The following is a 19,662-nucleotide window of genomic DNA, read 5'->3' on the forward strand; positions in this document are numbered from 1 at the left end:
TTTCTCGATTCACTGACCGGTCGTCGTATCAGCCTCCTCCACATAGGCACGGGCACGGGTGCCGTCCACACCGGACCCGCTCCGATGCCACGACTGCCATTCCGCCATATCGGGGAAGGTCCCCTCGATCAGTTCCGCGCGCAGCCCCCTGGACCACTCGGCTTCGGCTTCCAGGATGGCCAGCCCGTACTCGGTTTCGATCAGGAACAACCGGGGCAGGGTCCCGGCGAGCTGCGCGAGTTCCGTTTTCACCTGCGCGATCTGCTCGTCCAGCGCGGTGAGCCGGCGTCCCAGCAGCTCGGCCACCTCGTCCGGCGGCAGTGCCGCCAGGATCGACAGACCGGCGAGGAATCGTCCGCGTTCGGGTTCGGGCTCGGCGATCAGCTCGCGGGTCCAGTCGACGAGTTCGGCTCGTCCGGCCGCGGTGATGCGGTAGATCACCCGCTCCGGCCGCGAACCCTCCCGCTCACTGCCGACCACTTCGAGAAAGCCGGCTTTCGCCAGGTTCTGCACAACCGTGTACAGCGATCCCCATTTGATATCGAGATCCCGGTCCTTGCCGTAGTCACGCAGGCGGGCGGCGATCTGGTACCGGTGCATGGCTTCGTCCTGCATCACCGCGAGCACCGCGAGGGCCAGCAGATTGCCGACCTTGCGTTTCTTCGCCATACACCCTCCTTACTCGTCTACGAATATACGTGAGCGAGTATATGGCGGCAATGGTGGGTTCTTCGCGGGCGGGCACTGCAAGACGCCATGGGTGACAGGTCCGTGTGACCGTCCGGCGGCGGCAGACGCCCCGATCGGCTACGGCACCTCTGTTCCCGCCGGTTCGGAAGCCAGGCCGGCCGGGGCGGCGAGACGCCACGAGTCCAGAACTATGTCGCGCATTTCGTCGAAATCGTCGAGTGCCGCGAGCCGGACCCGCACCCATGCGTTGTTCGCCTCGTGCCCCGCGATCCAGAACTTGTCCGGCTCCGCGGCGACCAGTTCGTCGCGATCCACGATCGGGCAGCGCACCGCCATCGAGGTCTCGTCCTCGGGCAGGGTCAGGAACAACCGGCGCTCCACCCGGAAGATCGGCATACCCCAGGCGAATTCTTCGGTGGTGGCCGGTAGGGCGAGGGCATAGGCGCGGACATCGTCCGCGGTGGCGGTCATGACCGTGATTGTGCACCGGGGCAGTGACAAGCGGCCCGGCAGCGAACGGCCCCGTGCGGACCGGCCTCAGGCGCCGGCGGTGACCACCGCACCGGAGAGCTCGACTCCGGCGCCGTTCAGTTCGTCGAGCGCCTTCTCGACGGTGGCCGGAGCGACCCCGGCCGTCAGGCCCAGCAGGATACGGGTGGCGAAACCGGCTGCCACCGCGTCCAGAGCGGTCGCCCGCACACAGTGATCGGTGGCGATACCGGCGATATCGACCGCGCCGATATCTCGGGCACGCAGCCATTCGGTGAGCGTCTCCCCCGCGGTCGAGGCGCCCTCGAATCCCGAATACGCGGCCGAGTACTCACCCTTGGAGAAGACCTCCTGCACCGCCCCGGTATCGAAACTCGGATGGAATTCCGCCCCCGGGGTGCCGACCCGGCAGTGCGGCGGCCAGCTGTCCACGAAATCGGGGGTCTCGGAGAAATGGGGACCGGGATCGATGTGATAGTCACGGGTGGCCACCACCGCGTCGTAGCCGGGTGCGGCCAGATATTCGCTGATCAGCTCCGCGACGCGGGTACCGCCCGATACGGCAAGAGTTCCGCCCTCGCAGAAATCGTTCTGCACATCCACCACGATCAGCGCGCGTTTCATAGCCTCAGTCTCCTCGTCCTCGGCCGGTCAGGCCAGGAATGTGGTCGGAACCGCCGGTTCACCGTCGGAGAGTTTGAGCCCCTCCCACGGCAGGCTCACCAGACCGCGGGCCACCAGTTCCCGGGATTCGGCGAGAGTCGGCAGGTCCTGGACAGCACCGCCGCGAACGAGCGGAACCAGTAGGTCGCGTACTTCGTATCCGTCGGGCGCCGGGCGATCGGCGATCGCCGGGTAGACGATCTCCTCGACGATGGTCCCGGTACGGCGTGCCGCGCGCACCGCGCGTTTCGCGCCGCCGCGGGATTCCTTGTGGCTGGACCGTTTGGCCACCGGCACCCCGTCGACCTCGACCAGTTTGTAGACCATCCCGGCGGTCGGCGCACCGGAGCCGATGACCAGCTGGGTACCGACCCCGTAGGCGTCCACCGGTTCGGCCCGCAACGCCGCGATGGCGTATTCGTCGAGATCCCCGGAGACGACGATCCGGGTTTTCACCGCACCGAGTTCGTCCAGCTGCCGGCGCACCTGCCGGGCCAGCACACCGAGATCGCCGGAATCGATACGGACGGCTCCGAGCTCCGGCCCGGCGACCTCGATCGCGAGCGCGACGCCGCGGGTGATGTCGAAGGTGTCGACCAGCAGAGTGGTACCGGTCCCGTGCGCCGCCACCTGGCTGCGGAACGCTTCGATCTCGTGTTCTCCGTCGGCTCCGCTGTGCACCAGGGTGAACGCGTGCGCACTGGTCCCCGCGCCGGGAACACCGTAGCGGCGCACCGCTTCCAGGTTCGAGGTCGCGTCGAAACCCGCCAGGTAGGCCGCCCGCGCACTGGCCGGGGCAGCCTGTTCGTGCGTGCGCCGTGACCCCATCTCGATCATCCGGCGCCCCGCCGCGGCACCCACCATCCGGGCCGCCGCGGACGCGATCGCACTGTCGTGGTTGAGCACCGACAGGGCCAGCGTCTCTAGCACCACACATTCGGCGAAGGTGCCGGTGACCGAGAGAACCGGCGAACCCGGGAAATACAGCTCGCCTTCCGGATAGCCGTCGATATCGCCGGTGAACCGATAATCACGCAACCAGGCCACCGTCTCCGCGTCCAGGAACCGGGCGGCGATCTCCAACTCGGCGGTACCGAACCGGAAGCGGGCCAGCGCATCGAGGAAACGGCCGGTACCGGCCACTACTCCGTACCTGCGGCCGTGCGGCAAGCGCCGGGCGAACACCTCGAACGTGCACCGTCGCGCCGCGGAACCGTCGCGGAGAGCGGCGGCCAGCATGGTGAGCTCGTATTGGTCGGTCAGCAGAGCAGTGCTGCCGGCCGCGTCGCGCAGGTCCACGGATGTCACTGTAAACAGCCCGTGCGCGCCGCGGGGAAGCCCACCTGGACCGGCGCCGGGCGCCGAGCACGTGCGACGGCGTGTCGCCCCTGGGGCGCGACGCCACGACGGACCCGGCCGGGCCCATCGTTGCTGCTCCGGGTGTTGTGAATTACTCCTCGAGTCGTACCCTTGATTTCATGGCCCTGTGCAACACCGCACCCCCTTCATGGACGGCAGAGGTCCTCCTCGGTGCCTCCGACGCCACGATGTCGGCGCCCCAGGCGACGCCGGAGGCCGTGGAGTACACCGAGATCCTGGAGGCAGAGGACCGGCCGTGGGTCACCGTGGTCTGGGACGATCCGGTCAACCTCATGCACTACGTCGCCTACATATTCCAGAAGCTGTTCGGCTACAGCAAAGCCAAGGCGACCGAGCTCATGCTCAAGGTGCACAACGAGGGCAGAGCGGTCGTATCGTCGGGTTCGCGGGACAAGATGGAACAGGATGTCCGCCGCCTGCACGCGGCCGGGCTGTGGGCGACCATGCAACGAGACGACTGATCGGACGGTTACCGTAGCGACGTGCGTAAATGGAGCCGGAAGAACTCATTGGGCGGTCTCAAACTGCGGTCGGAGATGGATGCGCGCGAAGCCAGTGTGCTGCGCTCCCTGGTCGGAGCGGTTTCGGGTCTGCTGGGTGAACGCGCCTCCTCGGCACCCGAGGACGAGCTCGCCGCCCTCACCGGTCTGCGCAGCGGTAACACCGCGCCACCCGACGATCCGCGACTGGCCCGGCTGCTGCCCGAATTCCATCGCGCCGAACCGGGCTCTCCCGACGCCGACAGAGCCGATCTGAACAGCGCCCTGCGCGGTCTGCACGAGCCGGAGATCATCGACGAGAAACTGGCCGCGGCGGGGGTGGTGCTGCACACGCTGCCCGAGGACGGCGGGAAGATCCTGATCACGCCCGAGGAGGCCGACTCCTGGCTCACCGCGCTGACCGATGTGCGGCTGGCCCTCGGGGTGGTCCTGGAGATCGACGCCGACACGCCCGAACAGTTCCCGCCCGACGATCCGCGCGCACCACATCTGGACGTCTATCACTGGCTCACCTGGATGCAGGACTCCCTACTGCAGGCGATGGCGCCGTGACCGCCGCCCCCGGACCGCGTAACGCGCTCACCGACGTCGCCGGCCTGCTGGTCGGCCACCACCAGGTACTCGACCCGGACGCCATCCGCGGCTCCGGCGCGGCCACCGGTTGCACCGTGGTCCGGGCGCCGGGCGGCGCGGTCGCGGCGGTGGATGTACGCGGCGGCGGGCCCGGCACCCGGGAAACCGATCTGCTCGACCCCGCCAACACGGTGCGACAGGTACACGCGGTCCTGCTCACCGGCGGCAGCGCCTACGGCCTGGCGGCCGCGGACGGGGTGATGCGCTGGCTCGAGGAGCACGGCGAGGGTCTGCCCATGTCGCCCGAGGATCCGGCCCGGGTGGTGCCGATCGTGCCCGGTGCCGTCATCTTCGACCTACCGATCGGTGACTGGTACACCCGCCCGACCGCCGAATTCGGCTATCACGCAACCGAAGCCGCCGGACCGGATTTCCTGCGCGGCTGCGTCGGCGCCGGTACCGGTGCCCAGGCCGGTGCCCTCAAAGGTGGTATCGGAACCGCCAGTATCCAGTTCACCGACGGCGTGGCCGCTGGAGTGACGGTGGGCGCGCTGGTCGTCGCCAACCCCGTCGGCTCGGTATTCGACCCCCGCACCGGGATCCCGTGGGGCGCGGGCACCGACGGCCCGGAGTTCTTCGGGCTGCGCGCCGGCACCCCCGCCGAACTCGCCGCCGCGAACGCGCTCGCTGTGAAAGGTACGGTGCTCAACACCACCATCGGCGTGGTCGCCACCGACGCCCCGCTGGATCCGGCGGGCTGCCGCCGGCTGGCCACCGTCGCCCACGACGGTCTGGCCCGCGCGGTACGCCCGGCCCACTCCCCGCTCGACGGCGATACTTTCTTCGCGCTGGCCACCGGTACCGCGAAACCACCGGACGGTCCACGAATGCCCGCCGCCTTCCCGGCCGACCTGCCGTTGCTCGATGCCCTGAGCACCGCCGCCGCGGTCTGTGTGGAACGCGCGATGGTCGACGGGATCCGCGCCGCACACACCGTCGCCGGTATCCCCTCCTACAGCGAGCTCTTCCCGGGCTGATCCGCGCTCCGTACGGGGGCCGTGTCGAGTGCCGGGAATACCCGAATATCCTCGACAGTTGTCGGCAGTGACAGGTCGGCGATGGCCGTGACCAGAGGTGGAAGGGTTCGATTGTGCTCGTGATCAGGGCCGACCTGGTGGATGCGATGGTCGCGCACGCGCGCGCCGACCATCCCGACGAAGCCTGCGGCATCATCGCGGGACCCGAGGGTTCCGACCGGCCCGAACGTTTCGTGGCGATGACGAACGCCGAGCGCTCCCCCACCTTCTATCGTTTCGACTCCGGCGAGCAGTTGAAGGTCTGGCGGGCCATGGACGACGCCGACGAAGAACCGGTGGTCATCTACCACTCGCACACCGCGACCGAGGCCTACCCGAGCCGCACCGATATCTCCTACGCCTCCGAACCCGGCGCCCACTACGTGCTGATCTCCACCCGCGACCCCCAACAACACGAAGTGCGCAGTTACCGGATCGTCGACGGCGAAGTCACCGAGGAACCGGTGCGGATCGTCGGAGCCTACGAAACCGCCTGACCACCACAGTTTTCCGACCCATACCGAGTACACAGCGAGGAGCAGCACCCATGCCGGTCACCGTGTCCATCCCGACCATCATGCGCACCCACACCGGAGGCGAGAAGCGCGTCGAGGCCAAGGGGTCCACGCTCGCCGCCGTGATCGAGGATCTGGAAACCAACCACCCGGGCCTGGCCGAGCGGCTGCTCAACGAGGGCAAGCTGAACCGGTACGTCAACATCTACGTCGACGACGAGGATGTGCGGTTCTCCGGCGGACTGGAAACCGCGGTGGGCGAGGGTTCCACCGTCACGATCCTGCCGGCCGTCGCGGGCGGGGCCCGATAAGTCCCGTGGCACGCTACGAGTCACTGATCGCGACCCTCGGGAACACCCCGCTGGTCGGACTGCGCACCCTGTCCCCGCAGTGGGAGGGCGAACAGCCGGTGCGGCTGTGGGCCAAACTCGAGGACCGCAACCCCACCGGATCCATCAAGGACCGTCCGGCGCTGCGCATGATCGAGCAGGCCGAAGCCGAAGGCCGGTTGACGCCCGGATGCACCATCCTGGAACCCACCAGCGGCAATACCGGGATCTCGCTGGCCATGGCGGCCAAACTGAAGGGATACCGGCTGATCTGCGTCATGCCGGAGAACACCTCGGTGGAGCGGCGGCAGCTGCTCACCATGTTCGGCGCCGAGATCATCGACTCCCCGGCCGCGGGCGGGTCGAACCAGGCGGTCGCCAAGGCCAAGGAGATCGCGGCCGCGAACCCCGACTGGGTGATGCTGTACCAGTACGGCAACCCGGCCAACGCGCTCGCCCACTACGAGACCACCGGCCCGGAGATCCTCACCGATCTGCCCGAGATCACGCATTTCGTGGCCGGGCTGGGTACCACCGGAACCCTCATGGGAACCGGCCGGTACCTGCGCGAGAAGGTACCGAATATCGAGATCGTCGCGGCCGAACCCCGCTACGGCGAACTGGTCTACGGCCTGCGCAACATCGACGAGGGCTTCATTCCCGAACTGTACGACGAATCGGTGCTCACCAGCCGTTTCTCCGTCGGCCCGTACGACGCGGTCCGTCGCACCCGGGAACTGGTCCTGGAGGAGGGCATCTTCGCCGGTATCTCCACCGGTGCGATCCTGCACGCCGCGCTCGGGGTCGCCCGTAAGGCGATCGCGGCGGGTCGGCGCGCCGATATCGCCTTCGTCGTCGCCGACGGGGGCTGGAAATACCTGTCGACGGGCGCCTACGACGGCACCCTCGAAGAAGCCGAGGAACGCCTCGACGGCCAACTCTGGGCTTGAGTTGATGGCGGCGCCTTCGGCGCCGCGGGGCGGGGCCCTATCAACCCCGGTTTTTCACTCCTACGCTCAGTCGCTGCGCTCCTTCGCTCTGTCGCTCCAGAACCGGGCTCGGCGTCCCCGAAGCGGATCCATCCCGGATCTGCACCGACTGTCGGGGTGAAGACCCTGGTCGAACGGGCCGCTCGACCGGCGACGCCGGAATCGGTGCCGTGCTCCCGGGTACCCTCGGGAACAGCGCACTGGGTCGAGTAGTGCGTGCGAGGAGGAGATCATGACCGGTGGTGCACCGCTGGGCGCTTCGTTCGACCCCGACCGTATCGCCGCACTCCGGCCGCAACAGGGCGGTGGCGCGGCACCCGGTAAGCCGGGCACCGGTCGGTTCGCCGCGACCCGTCGCACCTGGTCGCAGGCCGGGATCGTCACCCTCGTGTTCGTGCTGGCGTTGTATCTGATCGAGGCCGTCGACGCGATGATCGATTTCTCCATCGATCGGACGCTGGGCATCGCACCCCGCGAATTCGACGGTATCGACGGGATCGCCTTCGCGCCGCTGCTGCACCACGGCTGGGATCATCTGATCGGCAACACCCTGCCCGTGCTGATCCTCTTCTTCCTGACCCTCGCCACCGGTATCCGCCGGGGGCTGGCCGCCACCGCGGTCATCTGGATCGTCGCCGGGGTCGGTACCTGGCTGACCGGCGGCGAGGGCACCGTGCACGTCGGTGCTTCCTCGCTGGTGTTCGGCTGGCTCACCTATCTCATCTGCCGCGGCTGGTTCGCCCGGCAGCCCGGGCAGATCGTGCTCGGGCTGGTGGTCGGCGTCCTCTACGGCTCGCTGCTGTGGGGCGTACTGCCCGGTCAGGACGGAATATCCTGGCAGGGACACCTTTTCGGCGCTATGGGTGGACTGTTCGCCGGGTGGGTACTCTCCAGTGATGAACGTCGACACCGCCGTCAACTCCGCACCGGGCCACTCGCGCCACCCCGGTGACCGCGGGTGCGGCCAGTATTTTCGGGGGATGCTGTCTTGAATCGGGAAACATCGTGGCAGCATGGTGACATGCGCCTCACCGTCCTCGGGTGCTCGGGCAGTGTGTCCGGCCCGGATTCCCCAGCGTCGGGTTATCTGCTGACCGGTCCGGATATGTCGCCGGTCGTCATCGATTTCGGTCCGGGCATCCTCGGTGCGCTGCAGCGTTTCGCCGATCCGGGTGAGGTCGACATCTTCCTCACTCATCTGCACGCCGACCACTGCCTGGACCTTCCCGGGCTCCTCGTGTGGCGGCGCTACCACCCCACTCCTCCCAGCGGACGAGCGATCGTGCGCGGCCCCTCGGACGCGCCGCTGCGGATCGGCAACGCCTCGGCCGAGGTCGGCGGGGAATGCGACGACTGGTCCGATGTGATCGATTTCCGCCGGTGGGCCGAGGGCGAGACGGTGGAGTTCGGGCCAGGGCACACCATCACCGCCCGGCGGATGTTCCACCCGCCGGAGTCCTACGGGCTGCGGATCGTCACCGCGACAGGGCGCGTCTTCGTCTACACGGGCGATACCGCGGTCTGTCCGGCGGTCCAGGAACTCGCCCGGGACGCGGACGTTCTCATGGCCGAAGCCTCGTGGACCCACGATCCCGCAAATCGTCCCGCCGGTATCCATCTCTCGGGCACCGAAGCCGGCCGGATCGCCGCGGAGGCCGGCGTCGGCGAACTGCTGCTCACCCATATCCCGCCGTGGACCTCCCGCGAAGATGTCATCGCCGAGGCCAAGGCCGAGTTCGCCGGACCGGTGCACGCGGTGACACCCGGTGAGGGCTTCGAACTCTGACCGTCCGGTCGGCCGGAACCCATCCGCGATCAGCGCACAGCCGTAGCGAACACGCGGGGTAGGCCAGGCCCCCAGGCATATCCCGGCACAGGTACCCCACTACGCTGAGCCCGTGTCGAGACGAGCCGATGGCAGGGCGGACGACGAACTCCGCGAGGTACGGATAACTCGAGGCTTCACCACGCATCCGGCGGGTTCGGTGCTGGTGGAGTTCGGGCAGACCCGGGTGATGTGCACGGCCAGCGTCACCGAGGGTGTGCCACCGTGGCGGCGCGACTCGGGTCTCGGCTGGCTCACCGCCGAGTACGCGATGCTCCCGGCCGCCACGCATACCCGCAGCGGCCGGGAATCGGTCAAGGGGAAGATCGGCGGACGCACCCAGGAGATCAGCCGGCTGGTCGGCCGTTCCCTGCGGGCCTGTATCGATCTCGCCGCTATCGGCGAGAACACCATCGCCGTCGACTGCGATGTACTGCAGGCCGACGGCGGCACCCGGACCGCCGCGATCACGGGCGCGTACGTGGCATTGGCGGATGCGGTCACCTATCTCGGCGCGGCCGGTGGGCTGGCCGATCCGCAGCCGATCTCCTGCGGAATCGCCGCGGTGAGTGTCGGTGTGGTGGACGGCCGGGTCCGGCTCGACCTTCCCTACGAGGAGGATTCCCGCGCCGAGGTCGATATGAATGTGGTGGCCACCGATACCGGAACCCTGGTGGAGATCCAGGGCACCGGTGAGGGCGCGACCTTCCCGCGGTCCACCCTCGACAAACTGCTCGACTCGGCCTTGGCCGGATGCGAGCGGTTGTTCACTGTGCAGAAGGAAGCGCTGGCCCTGCCCTATCCGGGTGTGCTGCCGGAGGCCGCCGAGAACTCGAAGAAGAAGTGATGGCGCGCCGGGTCCTGCTCGCCAGTCGCAATGCCAAGAAATTGACCGAACTGCGCCGCATCCTGGCCGAGGCCGGCGTGGCCGGCCTGGAGATCGTCGGACTCGACGATGTGCCGGAGTACCCGGAGGCCCCTGAGACAGGCGCGACCTTCGAGGAGAACGCGCTGGCCAAGGCACGCGACGGGGCACGTGCGACGCGGTTGCCGTGCATCGCCGACGATTCCGGGATCGCGGTCGACGCGCTCAACGGGATGCCGGGGGTGCTGTCGGCGCGCTGGTCGGGCCGCCACGGCGACGACGCCGCGAACAACACGCTGCTGCTGGCGCAGCTCTCCGATACACCGGACGAGCGGCGCGGCGCCAGTTTCGTCTCCGCGTGCGCGCTGGTGATCCCGGCCGGTGCGGAGATCGTGGTGCGGGGTGAATGGCCGGGGACTCTCGCCCGGGAGCCGCAGGGTGACGGCGGTTTCGGCTACGACCCGCTGTTCCGCCCCGACGGCGGAGAACTCAGCGCCGCCCAGCTCAGCCCGGCCGAGAAGGACGCGGCCTCACATCGCGGTCGTGCCCTGGCCCAGTTGCTCCCGGCGCTCTCGGCGCTGGCGGGCTGACGCGGCCCGATCGGATCAGACCCCGAAGTCCCGCTTCACCTGCTGAGTGTTGCGGTGCTCCACGAAGAACGACAGCAGCGGGATCGTGCCCGCGAGCAGGGTGCCGACGGTGCGCTTGATCGGCCAGCGGACCTTCACCGCAAGATCCGCGGTGAGGATCAGGTAGATGAAGTACGCCCAGCCGTGCACCACCGCGATCCAGCTCGGCGTATCCACGCCGAACCCGTATTTGGCGACCATCTCGGCGGTGAGGAACAACAGCCACAGGCCGGTGACCCAGGCCAGGACGCGGTAGCGCAGCAGCGCCCCGGCGATCCGCCGGTCGCCGGTGGGCGCGGCGGGGCCGGCCTCGGGTGCGGTGGTGGCGTTCTCGCTCGCGGTCAACCCGCGCTCCTCTCGGTATCGCGGGCCGCGCCCGCCGGGCGGCCCGCGACGCCGTCATCGGTGTTCAGACGGGCCAGGTAGCTGTTGTATTCGGCGAGCACGGGGTCGTCGTCCCGGGTCGCACGCGGACGTTCGGGCAGGAAACCGGCCGGGATCTCACGCGGCGCGTACGCCGGCACGCTGCGACGGATGGCGAACAGTCCGGTCTTCGCACGCGATCGGGATGCGCCGGAGCCGGACCCGGCCTCCGATCCGCGGCCCGCGGATCCGGCCGGGGTATCCGCGGACGTGGGCTCTCCCGCACTGCCGGACTCTTCTTCCAACCGCACGAACCGGAAGTAGGCGTACAACGCGAACCCCGCGAACAGCGGCCATTGCAGCGCGTACCCGAGATTCTGCGCGGTACCGCTCGCCGAGGAGAACCGCTCCCACTGCCACCAGCCCAGAGCCAGCGCGGCCGAGGCCAGCACGACCACCATGACGATCAGGGCCGGGCGGTGCACGGTACGGCGGGGTGTTGCGGACACGGCTACCACGGTACCCGTCTACTACACGGACCGTAGTGTGAGGTGGGTATCGCGGCAGCCGGTATCGGTGCCGGTCAGAACTTGTAGAAGACCCCGGTGAGGCGCTCGGATTCCGCCCACAGCCGCTGCCACAGCTCGGTGTTCTTGGACAGGCGGGTCGACGGAGACGCTTCCACCGGCCCCTGCGACTGGAACAGCCGGGTCGGGCCCCAGTACGTATCCGGGTCGGCATCCGGAGTGGTCGCGGCGAAGAGGGTCGAATGCGCGGCCTTCGCCGGAGCGTGGCCGACCAGTCTGATGACCGGTTTGCTGACCCAGTCCAGCGGGGTCTCGGTGCGGGTGAACAGTTCGGTGGCCGATACACCCGGATGCACCCCGTAGGAGCGTTTCGCCGACCCGGCCGCCGCCAGCCGGCGCTGGAGTTCGCGCGCGAACATCAGGTTGGACAGTTTGGCCTGAGCGTAGGCCAGATTGCGCTGGTAGCGCCGGTGCTCGTAGTTCAGGTCGTCGACCCAGAACTTCGGGGTCTGCTTGTGCGCGATACTGGCCAGCGTCACCACCCGGTCGCGCATCCGGTCCAGCAGCAGCCCGGTCAGCGCGAAGTGTCCGAGGTGGTTCACCCCGAACTGGGTTTCGAATCCGTCTACGGTCCGTGAGAACGGCACATTCATCAAGCCCGCGTTGTTCACGAGCACATCGAATTCGCCTGTCGCGTCGGCGAATTCCCGGATCGAGGACAGATCGGCCAGATCCAGCCGGCGGACCCGGAGATCACCGCCGATGGAATCGGCGACCTGCTGCGCCTTCTCGGTGTTCCGGCAGGCCAGCACCACGGTTGCCCCTTTCCCGGCGAGTACCTTGGTGGTCTCGGCACCGAGCCCGCCGTTGGCCCCGGTGACTACGAAGGTGCGCCCGCGCTGGTCGGCAATCTGATCAGGTTTCCACGCCATGATCCGACCTTACTTCCGAGTAAGATCGGTGGGAAGTAGCGAAACGGGTCTCCGGTGCCGCACGGGAAGGACAGGCCCGGTTCGCGACTGGGCGCACAGCTGTCGGTACGGCGCAGTAGGCTGCCCGAGTGCCCGAACTCCCGCCCGTATCAGACCTGCTGGCGACCGCTGTCACCGCGCTCGGCGGTAAGGAACGCCCGGGGCAGATGACGATGGCCGCGGCAGTGGACAACGCCATCCAGAACAAGGAACATCTCGCCGTGCAGGCCGGGACCGGCACCGGGAAATCGCTCGCCTATCTGGTGCCCAGCCTGCGGTACGCGGTACGCACCGGTCGCACGGTGGTGATCTCCACCGCGACCATCGCGCTACAGCGCCAGCTGGTGGATCGCGACCTCCCCCGCCTGGCCCAGGCACTCACGAAACCGCTGGGCCGCACACCGGAATTCGCGATCCTCAAGGGGCGCAACAACTATCTGTGCCTGAACAAGATCAATAGCGCCATCCCGGAAGAGCCCGCCGAGGCCGAACTGTTCGACGCCTTCGCGGTCTCGCGGCTCGGTCGCGAGGTGAAACGGCTCAACGAATGGGCCTCCGATACCGAAACCGGCGACCGCGACGAACTGGCGCCGGGCGTCGGCGACCGGGCCTGGCGGCAGGTCAGCGTCTCCTCGCGCGAATGCCTCGGCAAATCCCGCTGCCCGTTCGGGCAGGACTGTTTCGCGGAACGGGCGCGGGCCGAATCGGCGCAGGCCGATATCGTCGTCACCAACCACGCCCTCCTCGCGATCGACGCCATCAGTGGTGTACAGGTCCTGCCCGAACACGATCTGGTGGTGGTGGACGAGGCCCACGAACTGGTCGACCGGGTGACCGGGATCGCGACTGCCGAACTGTCCGCCACCGCCATCAGCGCTGCCGCCCGGCGCTGCGCGAAACTCATCGACGAGCGGGAGGTCGATCGGCTCGAGGAGGCGGCCGAATCCTGGCACACCTTGCTCGACGAACTGCCCCCGACCCGCTGGGACACCATGCCGGAGGGTGTCGCCGGGGTGCTGGCGCTGATCCGGGACGCCGCCTGGAACGCCCGCACCGCGCTCAATCCGCAGGGCAATCAGGGTAACGACCCAGAAGCCGCCGCCGGCCGGAACATGGCCGTCGCCGGGGTGGAGGAGATCCACGACAGCGCGGTCCGCGCACTCACCGCCTTCGACGAACCCGATCCGGCCGTGCGCCGGGATGTGGTGTGGCTGTCGGCGGACGAGATCCGCGGCGTCCCCCGTCGTACGCTGCGGATGGCACCCTTGGCCGTGGGCGGTCTGCTGCGCAGCCAATTATTCGGCGCGGCAACGGTTGTCCTCACTTCGGCAACCCTGCAGATCGGCGGCAACTTCGACGGTCTCGCCCGCACCTGGGGTCTGCCACCCCGATCCGGCGGCCGGGTGGATACCGCGACGGCCAACAGCGCGGAGGCGCCCAGCGATGCCGATACCGTGCGCTGGACCTCGCTGGACGTCGGTTCGCCGTTCGATCACGCCAAATCCGGGATCCTCTACGTCGCCCAGCATCTACCGGCACCGGGCCGCGACGGACTACCGCCGGCCTACCTCGACGAGATCGAGCGCCTGGTCGGCGCCGCGGGCGGGCGTACGCTCGGACTCTTCTCCTCCATGCGGGCCGCCAAGGCCGCCACCGAGGTACTGCGCAAACGCCTGGACACCCCTATCCTGTGCCAGGGTGAGGACTCGACCGGCGCCCTGGTACGGAAATTCGCCGACGATCCGGAAACCTCGCTCTTCGGGACTCTTTCGCTCTGGCAGGGCGTGGATGTCCCCGGCCCGTCGTTGAGCCTGGTGATCCTGGACCGTATCCCGTTTCCCCGGCCCGACGATCCGCTGCTGGCGGCCCGGCAGCGGGCCGTCGAATCGCGCGGGGGCAACGGATTCCTCACGGTTGCCGCGAGTCACGCGGCGCTCCTGCTCGCCCAGGGCACGGGGCGGTTGCTGCGCAGTGTCGACGACCGCGGGGTCGTGGCCATCCTCGACCCCCGCCTGGCCACCGCGCGCTACGGCGGATTCCTGCGGGCGTCGCTGCCTCCGTATTGGGAGACGGCCGACCCGGCGGTAGTGGCCGAGGCGTTGCGGCGCCTGTCCGCGGCCGCCACAGTCTGACCGGACCTTCGTTCGCGGAAGACGACATGCGGACCAGCGCACTGTGCCGGCGCGCGGCGGCCCGCCCGGAACGCCGGTCCCCGACGTATGGATGGGCACCGGCGCCGGATTTGCCGGCACTTACGGCCGGGGCCCGACGCTGTTCCCGGAAGCTCGTGACGGCGCTGAGCGCGCCGGACCCCGGGGCCGCCGTGCCACTACCGAAAGCTCAGAGCGCGCTCTTGAAGATCAGGGTGAGCACCGCGGCGACCACGGCGACCGCCACCGCGATCGCACCCCAGACCACTCCGCCACGCGCCCACGGACGATTGCCGTCCACCGAGAAGCGGCCCGGCCCGGTGAACGCCAGGGTGGCCGCGCCGGTCGCGTAGAGCAGACCCGTCTCGTAGCCGTGGCCGGTGAGCAGCCCGCCGCTGAAAGTCGTATTGATGATGACGATGGTGGTGCCCAGTACGATGGCCGCGCCCAGCGGGGACAGCGCGCCCAGCGCCAGCAGCAGTCCACCCACGGATTCGCAGAGCCCGGCCAGCGTGCCGAAGAAGTCGCCGGGATTGAATCCCATATGTTCGAAAGCGGCGTTGTTGGCTCGCAGGCCCGGCCCGTCGAACCAGCCGAAGAGTTTCTGGCTACCGTGCGCGGCCAACAGCAGGCCGAACACCACCCGCAGGATCAGCAGGCCGATATCGGAGGATAAATTCCGGTCCGTGCTCGCCGGAACGGCGGTACGGACCGACGTCGAGTCGACGGTCATGAGAACCCCTCATTCCTATCCGGATAGTTAGCCACGGAAACAAACGGACCGAAGTCCTGTTCTTTCCGATACCGGTAGCCAACCAGGTCCTCGGCTATTCCGCCAGGAAGAAGAAGTAGCTCAGGAAGATCAGCGTCAGCACCCACATCACCGGATGCACCTCGCGGAACCGGCCGCGGGCCACCATCACCACCGGGTAGAAGATCATGCCCATGGCCAGGCCGTTCGCGATCGAATACGTCAGCGGCATCATCACAATGGTGATGAACGCCGGAACCGCGAACTCCAACCGGGTCCAGTCGATATCCCCCAGTGACCGAGCCATGAGCACCCCGACCACGATCAGCGCGGCCGCCGTCACCGCACCCGAACCCGCCACCACCGCGAAGATCGGATAGCAGAACATCGCCACCGCGAACCAGGCGGCGGTCACCACGGCGGTGAGCCCGGTCCTACCGCCCGCCGAGACCCCGGCTGTCGATTCCACATAGGCCGTGGTCGTGGAGGTACCGATCACCGCCCCCGCCATGGTGCCCACCGCATCGGCGGACAACGCGCTCGCGGCCCGCGGCAACTCCCCTTTACTGTTCAGCAGGCCGGCCTGGTTGGCGACTCCGATCAGGGTTCCCGATGCGTCGAAGAAATCGACGAACAGCATGGTCAGGACCACCACGGCCATCTGCGCGGTGAACGCGTCGGGCAGATGGATGATCGCCTGCCCGAAGGTCTCGTCCAGACCGCGCGGCAGCGCGGCGACGCCGTCGGGCACATCCACCAGTCCGGCGAACATCCCGACCACCGCGGTCAGCACGATCCCGTACAACACCGCCCCGTGCCAGCCCCGCACCAGGAAGATCACCGTCACCACCAGGCCGAACAACGCCAGCACAGTCGTGCCCTGGGTGAAGTCGCCGAGTTTCACCAGCGTCGCGTCACTGTCGACCACGATGCCGGCGTTCTTGAATCCGAGAAATGCCACGAATACGCCGACCCCGGCCGCGACCGCCAGCTTCAACTGCAACGGGATCGCGTTGAGGATCTTCTCCCGGATCCTGGTCACCGCCAGCACGAAGAAGATCACACCGGACAGGAAGGTGCCCGACAGCGCGACCTGCCACGGAATTCCCATACCCAGCACCACGGAGAACGCGAAGAACGCGTTCAGGCCCATCCCCGGCGCCAGCGCGATCGGATAGCGCGCCCACAATCCCATCACCAGGGAACCGGCTACCGCCGAGACGGCCGTCGCGGTGAACACCGCCTGGGTCGGGATGCCCAACTCGCCGAGCGGACCCTGATCACCCAGGATGGACGGATTCACCGCCAGCACGTAGCACATGGCCAGGAACGTCACCGTTCCCGCCATGAGTTCGCGGCGCATGGTCGAACCGTGCACCCCGACGGCGAAATACGTATCGATCCGCCCGCGGGTCCGGGTCATGAGATCGGTGGCCATGGGACCTCCAGTCGGCTGGACAGGATATCCGCCCGTATGCGGGCGAACAGCGGACCGGAGTCCGGCAGGAACTCGCCGGGCACCACTCCGGCCGGTACCCGGCGTGTACGTGCCGGACCCGAACCGGAAGGCGACAGCCCCATACGCCCCGGCTGGTGGTCGCGCAGTACACAGCGGGAGGTCCGGCGCCCGGCAGCGCCAGTGTGGAACGGTATCCGATCGCTGTTACGAACCGAAGTCGCCACCGTCGGGATCGCTCAGGCGTTCACCACCCGGCCCAGTTCGGCGGGCGTCGCGAGCAGATCGTGGGACGGCAGCACCCGGACCGTGTAGCCGACCGCGCCGGACAGCGGGACCGGGGTATCGGCGGTGAACACCTCGAGCGCCGAGTCGGCGGACTCCCGGCCGGCCGACGACATCGAGACGGCGGTCGTATCGGAGAGATCGTCCTCGGGCGAAACCCGGCCCAGGACCGCCTCGACCGTGACATCGCCGGGACGCAGACCGCCGAGATCCACCCGCGCGGTCAACGACAGCCGCGCCCCGATCACCGGTGTGTCCGGCAGACCTGCCGCGTCCACCTGCACCACCCGCACACCCGGCCACGCTTCCTCCACCCGCCTGCGGTACTCCGCGACTTCCCGCGCACCCCGCAGATCCGCCTCGGTGACCCGGCGGTAGGCCGCGGCCGCCGGCGCGTAGTACCGCTCGGCGTACTCGCGCACCATCCGGTCCGCCGGTACCTTCGGCCCGAGGGTGTGCAGGGTGTGGCGCACCATCTCCACCCAGCGCGCCGGTATCCCGTCCACACCGCGATCGTAGAAATGCGGTGCGACCGTCCGCTCCATCAACTCGTAGAGCGCGGTCGCCTCCAGATCGTCGCGGCGTTCCTCGTCGGCGACCCCGTCGGCGGTCGGGATCGCCCACCCGTTCTCGCCGTCGAACATCTCGTCCCACCAACCGTCCAGGATCGACAGGTTCAGGCCACCGTTGAGCGCCGACTTCATACCGGAGGTACCGCACGCCTCCAGCGGACGCAGCGGATTGTTCAGCCACACATCACAACCCCAGTACAGAAACCGGGCCATGGACATGTCGTAGTCGGGCAGGAACACGATCCGGTGCCGCACCGCCGGATCGTCGGCGAACCGCACCACCTGCTGGATCAGTGCCTTACCGCCCTCATCCGCCGGATGACTCTTCCCGGCCACCACCAACTGCACCGGCCGGTCCGGGTCCAGCAGCAGATCCCGAAGCCGGTGCGGATCGCGCAGCATCAGGGTCAGACGCTTGTAGGTCGGCACCCGGCGGGCGAACCCGACGGTCAGGACCTCCGGGTCGAATACCGAATCCACCCAGTTCAGTTCGGCATCGGCGGCTCCGCGCTGCCGCCACGACTCCCGCAACCGCCGCCGTACTTCCCCGACCAGCTTCGCGCGCAGAGACGCCCGGATCCGCCAGAGCCGCTCCGGCTCCAGCTCACCCATCCGCTCCCACACCCGCGGGCAGTCGGCGGTATCGAGCAGTTCCCCCCATTCCCGGGCCGCCCAGGTCGGGGCATGCACACCGTTGGTCACCGACCCGATCGGCACCTCGGCGGCATCGAAACCCGGCCACAGCGGGTTGAACATTTCGCGGCTCACCGACCCGTGCAGCCGCGAGACGCCGTTCGCGCGCTGGGCCAGCCGCAACCCCATATGGGCCATATTGAACACCGTGGGATCGGCTTCCCGGCCGAGCGCGATGATCCGATCCACCCCGATCCCGGGCAGCAACGGCGACTCCGCTTCCCCCGACGACCCACCGAAATACCGGTGGACCAGCGAGACCGGGAACCGATCGATCCCGGCCGGAACCGGGGTATGCGTGGTGAACACCGTGCCCGCGCGCACCGCGGCCAGGGCGGTATCGAAATCGTGCCCGGCGGCCAGGTACTCACGGATCCGTTCCAGACCGAGGAACCCCGCGTGCCCCTCGTTCATATGGAAGACCTCGGGCCCGTCGAGACCCGCCGCCGCGGTATAGGCCCGCACCGCCCGCACCCCGCCGATACCGGCGAGGATCTCCTGCTCGATCCGGTGTTCCTGATCGCCGCCGTAGAGCCGGTCGGTCACCGACCGCAGCGCCGGATCGTTGGCCGCGATATCGGAATCCAGCAGTAGCAGTGGCACCCGCCCCACCTGCGCGATCCACACCCGCGCCGTCAGCACCCGCCGGCCCGGCATCGCCACATGCACCAGCACCGGCGACGAATCCGCGGTCAGCAACCGCAACGGCAGGCCCTGCGGATCCAGCGCCGGATACCGCTCCGCCTGCCAGCCGTCGGCGGTCAGCGACTGCCGGAAGTACCCCGACCGATACAACAGCCCCACCGCGATCAACGGCAACCCGAGATCCGACGCCGCCTTCAGATGATCGCCGGCCAGGATCCCGAGCCCACCCGAATAGTTGGGCAGCACCTCGGTCACCCCGAACTCCATCGAGAAGTAGGCGATCCCGCGCACCCCGAAATCGGCGACCGGCCGATCCAGATAGGCCCGCAGATCGGCCGCCACCGCATCGACCCGCCCACAGAACTCGGCGTCCCCGGCGAGTGTCTCCAGCCGCTCCGGCGGCACCTCCCCCAGCATCCGAACCGGGTCGTGCCCGATCTCCTCCCACCGGTCCGGGTCCAGCGCGGCGAACACATCCTGCGTCGGACCGTGCCACGACCAGCGCAGATTCGTCGAGAGTTCGCCCAGCGCGGCCAGACGCTCCGGCAGGTGGGCGCGGACGGTGAACCGACGCAGTGCCTTCATCCGGGTGAGCTTATTGGCTGTGTTTATTTGCCCCGCCTTCGGCGGGGCGGGGCGGGGCCCTATTAACCCCGGTTCTTCACTCCTTCGCTCAGTCGCTGCGCTCCTTCGCTACGTCGCTCCAGAACCGGGGCGGGCCCCGCC

The 19,662-nt window shown here is 68.6% G+C and carries 21 protein-coding genes; 11 read left to right on the forward strand and 10 right to left on the reverse strand.

The features are described from left to right. Positions 1 to 9: 9 nt before the first annotated feature. The 4 genes from ACWEWT_RS16580 to ACWEWT_RS16595 form a co-directional block, all read right to left on the reverse strand. Positions 10 to 669, reverse strand: a complete 660-nt coding sequence (locus tag ACWEWT_RS16580) for a PadR family transcriptional regulator (protein WP_452559784.1) — start codon at positions 667 to 669, stop codon at positions 10 to 12. 138 nt (positions 670 to 807) lie between these two features. Beyond that, a complete protein-coding gene (locus ACWEWT_RS16585) occupies positions 808 to 1,161 on the reverse strand; it encodes an MmcQ/YjbR family DNA-binding protein (protein WP_452559786.1) in 354 nt (117 codons plus the stop codon). 66 nt (positions 1,162 to 1,227) lie between these two features. Then, positions 1,228 to 1,803, reverse strand: coding sequence for a nicotinamidase (locus ACWEWT_RS16590; protein WP_452559788.1), 576 nt, complete (start codon positions 1,801 to 1,803; stop codon positions 1,228 to 1,230). 27 nt (positions 1,804 to 1,830) lie between these two features. Beyond that, positions 1,831 to 3,081: a nicotinate phosphoribosyltransferase gene (locus ACWEWT_RS16595; RefSeq protein WP_452559820.1), complete on the reverse strand. Its 1,251-nt coding sequence runs from the start codon at positions 3,079 to 3,081 to the stop codon at positions 1,831 to 1,833. 239 nt (positions 3,082 to 3,320) lie between these two features. On the opposite strand from ACWEWT_RS16595, the gene clpS reads away from it, so the two are divergent. From clpS to rdgB, 10 genes are all read left to right on the forward strand, one after another. Next, the gene (clpS, locus tag ACWEWT_RS16600) at positions 3,321 to 3,683 is read left to right on the forward strand and encodes an ATP-dependent Clp protease adapter ClpS (RefSeq protein ID WP_452559789.1); all 363 of its coding nucleotides are present in this window, start codon (positions 3,321 to 3,323) and stop codon (positions 3,681 to 3,683) included. Between the two features lie 21 nt (positions 3,684 to 3,704). Beyond that, positions 3,705 to 4,274 carry an oxidative stress transcriptional regulator AosR gene (gene aosR / locus ACWEWT_RS16605; RefSeq protein ID WP_452559791.1) on the forward strand — a complete coding sequence of 190 codons (570 nt, stop codon included), beginning with the start codon at positions 3,705 to 3,707 and terminating at the stop codon, positions 4,272 to 4,274. Beyond that, positions 4,271 to 5,332, forward strand: coding sequence for a P1 family peptidase (locus ACWEWT_RS16610; protein WP_452559792.1), 1,062 nt, complete (start codon positions 4,271 to 4,273; stop codon positions 5,330 to 5,332). The genes aosR and ACWEWT_RS16610 overlap by 4 nt, the downstream gene beginning before the upstream one ends. A 113-nt stretch (positions 5,333 to 5,445) precedes the next feature. Next, positions 5,446 to 5,868 (forward strand): Mov34/MPN/PAD-1 family protein, encoded by a 423-nt coding sequence (locus ACWEWT_RS16615; protein WP_452559794.1) that lies wholly within the window; start codon positions 5,446 to 5,448, stop codon positions 5,866 to 5,868. 50 nt (positions 5,869 to 5,918) lie between these two features. Further along, positions 5,919 to 6,197, forward strand: a complete 279-nt coding sequence (locus ACWEWT_RS16620) for a MoaD/ThiS family protein (protein WP_452559796.1) — start codon at positions 5,919 to 5,921, stop codon at positions 6,195 to 6,197. A gap of 5 nt (positions 6,198 to 6,202) precedes the next feature. Next, positions 6,203 to 7,165 carry a PLP-dependent cysteine synthase family protein gene (locus ACWEWT_RS16625; protein WP_452559798.1) on the forward strand — a complete coding sequence of 321 codons (963 nt, stop codon included), beginning with the start codon at positions 6,203 to 6,205 and terminating at the stop codon, positions 7,163 to 7,165. A gap of 271 nt (positions 7,166 to 7,436) precedes the next feature. Beyond that, positions 7,437 to 8,156 carry a rhomboid family intramembrane serine protease gene (locus ACWEWT_RS16630; RefSeq protein WP_452559800.1) on the forward strand — a complete coding sequence of 240 codons (720 nt, stop codon included), beginning with the start codon at positions 7,437 to 7,439 and terminating at the stop codon, positions 8,154 to 8,156. A 69-nt stretch (positions 8,157 to 8,225) separates the two neighbouring features. Then, a complete protein-coding gene (locus ACWEWT_RS16635) occupies positions 8,226 to 8,990 on the forward strand; it encodes a cyclic nucleotide-degrading phosphodiesterase (protein WP_452559802.1) in 765 nt (254 codons plus the stop codon). Between the two features lie 112 nt (positions 8,991 to 9,102). Next, complete coding sequence (gene rph, locus ACWEWT_RS16640; protein WP_452559804.1) at positions 9,103 to 9,876, forward strand: ribonuclease PH; 774 nt, start codon at positions 9,103 to 9,105, stop codon at positions 9,874 to 9,876. Beyond that, on the forward strand, positions 9,876 to 10,484 hold the full coding sequence (gene rdgB / locus ACWEWT_RS16645; protein WP_452559805.1) for an RdgB/HAM1 family non-canonical purine NTP pyrophosphatase: 609 nt from the start codon (positions 9,876 to 9,878) through the stop codon (positions 10,482 to 10,484). The genes rph and rdgB overlap by 1 nt, the downstream gene beginning before the upstream one ends. Before the next feature lie 15 nt (positions 10,485 to 10,499). On the opposite strand, the gene ACWEWT_RS16650 is transcribed toward rdgB, so the two are convergent. The 3 genes from ACWEWT_RS16650 to ACWEWT_RS16660 form a co-directional block, all read right to left on the reverse strand. After that, positions 10,500 to 10,799 (reverse strand): DUF3817 domain-containing protein, encoded by a 300-nt coding sequence (locus tag ACWEWT_RS16650; protein ID WP_452559823.1) that lies wholly within the window; start codon positions 10,797 to 10,799, stop codon positions 10,500 to 10,502. Positions 10,800 to 10,864: 65 nt separating this feature from the next. Further along, positions 10,865 to 11,395 carry a transcriptional regulator gene (locus ACWEWT_RS16655; RefSeq protein ID WP_452559806.1) on the reverse strand — a complete coding sequence of 177 codons (531 nt, stop codon included), beginning with the start codon at positions 11,393 to 11,395 and terminating at the stop codon, positions 10,865 to 10,867. A 74-nt stretch (positions 11,396 to 11,469) separates the two neighbouring features. Continuing rightward, entirely contained in the window at positions 11,470 to 12,345 is an 876-nt protein-coding gene (locus tag ACWEWT_RS16660) for an oxidoreductase (RefSeq protein ID WP_452559808.1), read from the reverse strand. Positions 12,346 to 12,473: 128 nt separating this feature from the next. On the opposite strand from ACWEWT_RS16660, the gene ACWEWT_RS16665 reads away from it, so the two are divergent. Continuing rightward, positions 12,474 to 14,516 carry an ATP-dependent DNA helicase gene (locus tag ACWEWT_RS16665; RefSeq protein WP_452559809.1) on the forward strand — a complete coding sequence of 681 codons (2,043 nt, stop codon included), beginning with the start codon at positions 12,474 to 12,476 and terminating at the stop codon, positions 14,514 to 14,516. 208 nt (positions 14,517 to 14,724) lie between these two features. Here ACWEWT_RS16665 and ACWEWT_RS16670 read toward each other — a convergent pair whose 3' ends face one another. The 3 genes from ACWEWT_RS16670 to glgP form a co-directional block, all read right to left on the reverse strand. After that, positions 14,725 to 15,267, reverse strand: coding sequence for a DoxX family protein (locus ACWEWT_RS16670; RefSeq protein ID WP_452559811.1), 543 nt, complete (start codon positions 15,265 to 15,267; stop codon positions 14,725 to 14,727). Positions 15,268 to 15,361: 94 nt separating this feature from the next. After that, positions 15,362 to 16,723, reverse strand: coding sequence for an NCS2 family permease (locus ACWEWT_RS16675; protein WP_452559812.1), 1,362 nt, complete (start codon positions 16,721 to 16,723; stop codon positions 15,362 to 15,364). A 257-nt stretch (positions 16,724 to 16,980) separates the two neighbouring features. Beyond that, positions 16,981 to 19,521 (reverse strand): alpha-glucan family phosphorylase, encoded by a 2,541-nt coding sequence (gene glgP / locus ACWEWT_RS16680; RefSeq protein ID WP_452559814.1) that lies wholly within the window; start codon positions 19,519 to 19,521, stop codon positions 16,981 to 16,983. Between the last annotated feature and the right edge of the window lie 141 nt (positions 19,522 to 19,662).

Source organism: Nocardia sp. NPDC003963 (assembly GCF_053605105.1).

Bases quoted from the DNA above. Each gene is read 5' to 3' on its own strand.
- ACWEWT_RS16675 (WP_452559812.1), bottom strand. From the start codon at position 16,723: ATGGCCACCGATCTCATGACCCGGACCCGCGGGCGGATCGATACGTAT.
- clpS (WP_452559789.1), top strand. From the start codon at position 3,321: ATGGCCCTGTGCAACACCGCACCCCCTTCATGGACGGCAGAGGTCCTC.
- ACWEWT_RS16585 (WP_452559786.1), bottom strand. From the start codon at position 1,161: ATGACCGCCACCGCGGACGATGTCCGCGCCTATGCCCTCGCCCTACCG.
- ACWEWT_RS16630 (WP_452559800.1), top strand. From the start codon at position 7,437: ATGACCGGTGGTGCACCGCTGGGCGCTTCGTTCGACCCCGACCGTATC.
- glgP (WP_452559814.1), bottom strand. From the start codon at position 19,521: ATGAAGGCACTGCGTCGGTTCACCGTCCGCGCCCACCTGCCGGAGCGT.
- ACWEWT_RS16620 (WP_452559796.1), top strand. From the start codon at position 5,919: ATGCCGGTCACCGTGTCCATCCCGACCATCATGCGCACCCACACCGGA.
- ACWEWT_RS16580 (WP_452559784.1), bottom strand. From the start codon at position 669: ATGGCGAAGAAACGCAAGGTCGGCAATCTGCTGGCCCTCGCGGTGCTC.
- ACWEWT_RS16670 (WP_452559811.1), bottom strand. From the start codon at position 15,267: ATGACCGTCGACTCGACGTCGGTCCGTACCGCCGTTCCGGCGAGCACG.
- ACWEWT_RS16590 (WP_452559788.1), bottom strand. From the start codon at position 1,803: ATGAAACGCGCGCTGATCGTGGTGGATGTGCAGAACGATTTCTGCGAG.
- ACWEWT_RS16595 (WP_452559820.1), bottom strand. From the start codon at position 3,081: ATGCTGGCCGCCGCTCTCCGCGACGGTTCCGCGGCGCGACGGTGCACG.
- ACWEWT_RS16660 (WP_452559808.1), bottom strand. From the start codon at position 12,345: ATGGCGTGGAAACCTGATCAGATTGCCGACCAGCGCGGGCGCACCTTC.
- rdgB (WP_452559805.1), top strand. From the start codon at position 9,876: ATGGCGCGCCGGGTCCTGCTCGCCAGTCGCAATGCCAAGAAATTGACC.
- ACWEWT_RS16635 (WP_452559802.1), top strand. From the start codon at position 8,226: ATGCGCCTCACCGTCCTCGGGTGCTCGGGCAGTGTGTCCGGCCCGGAT.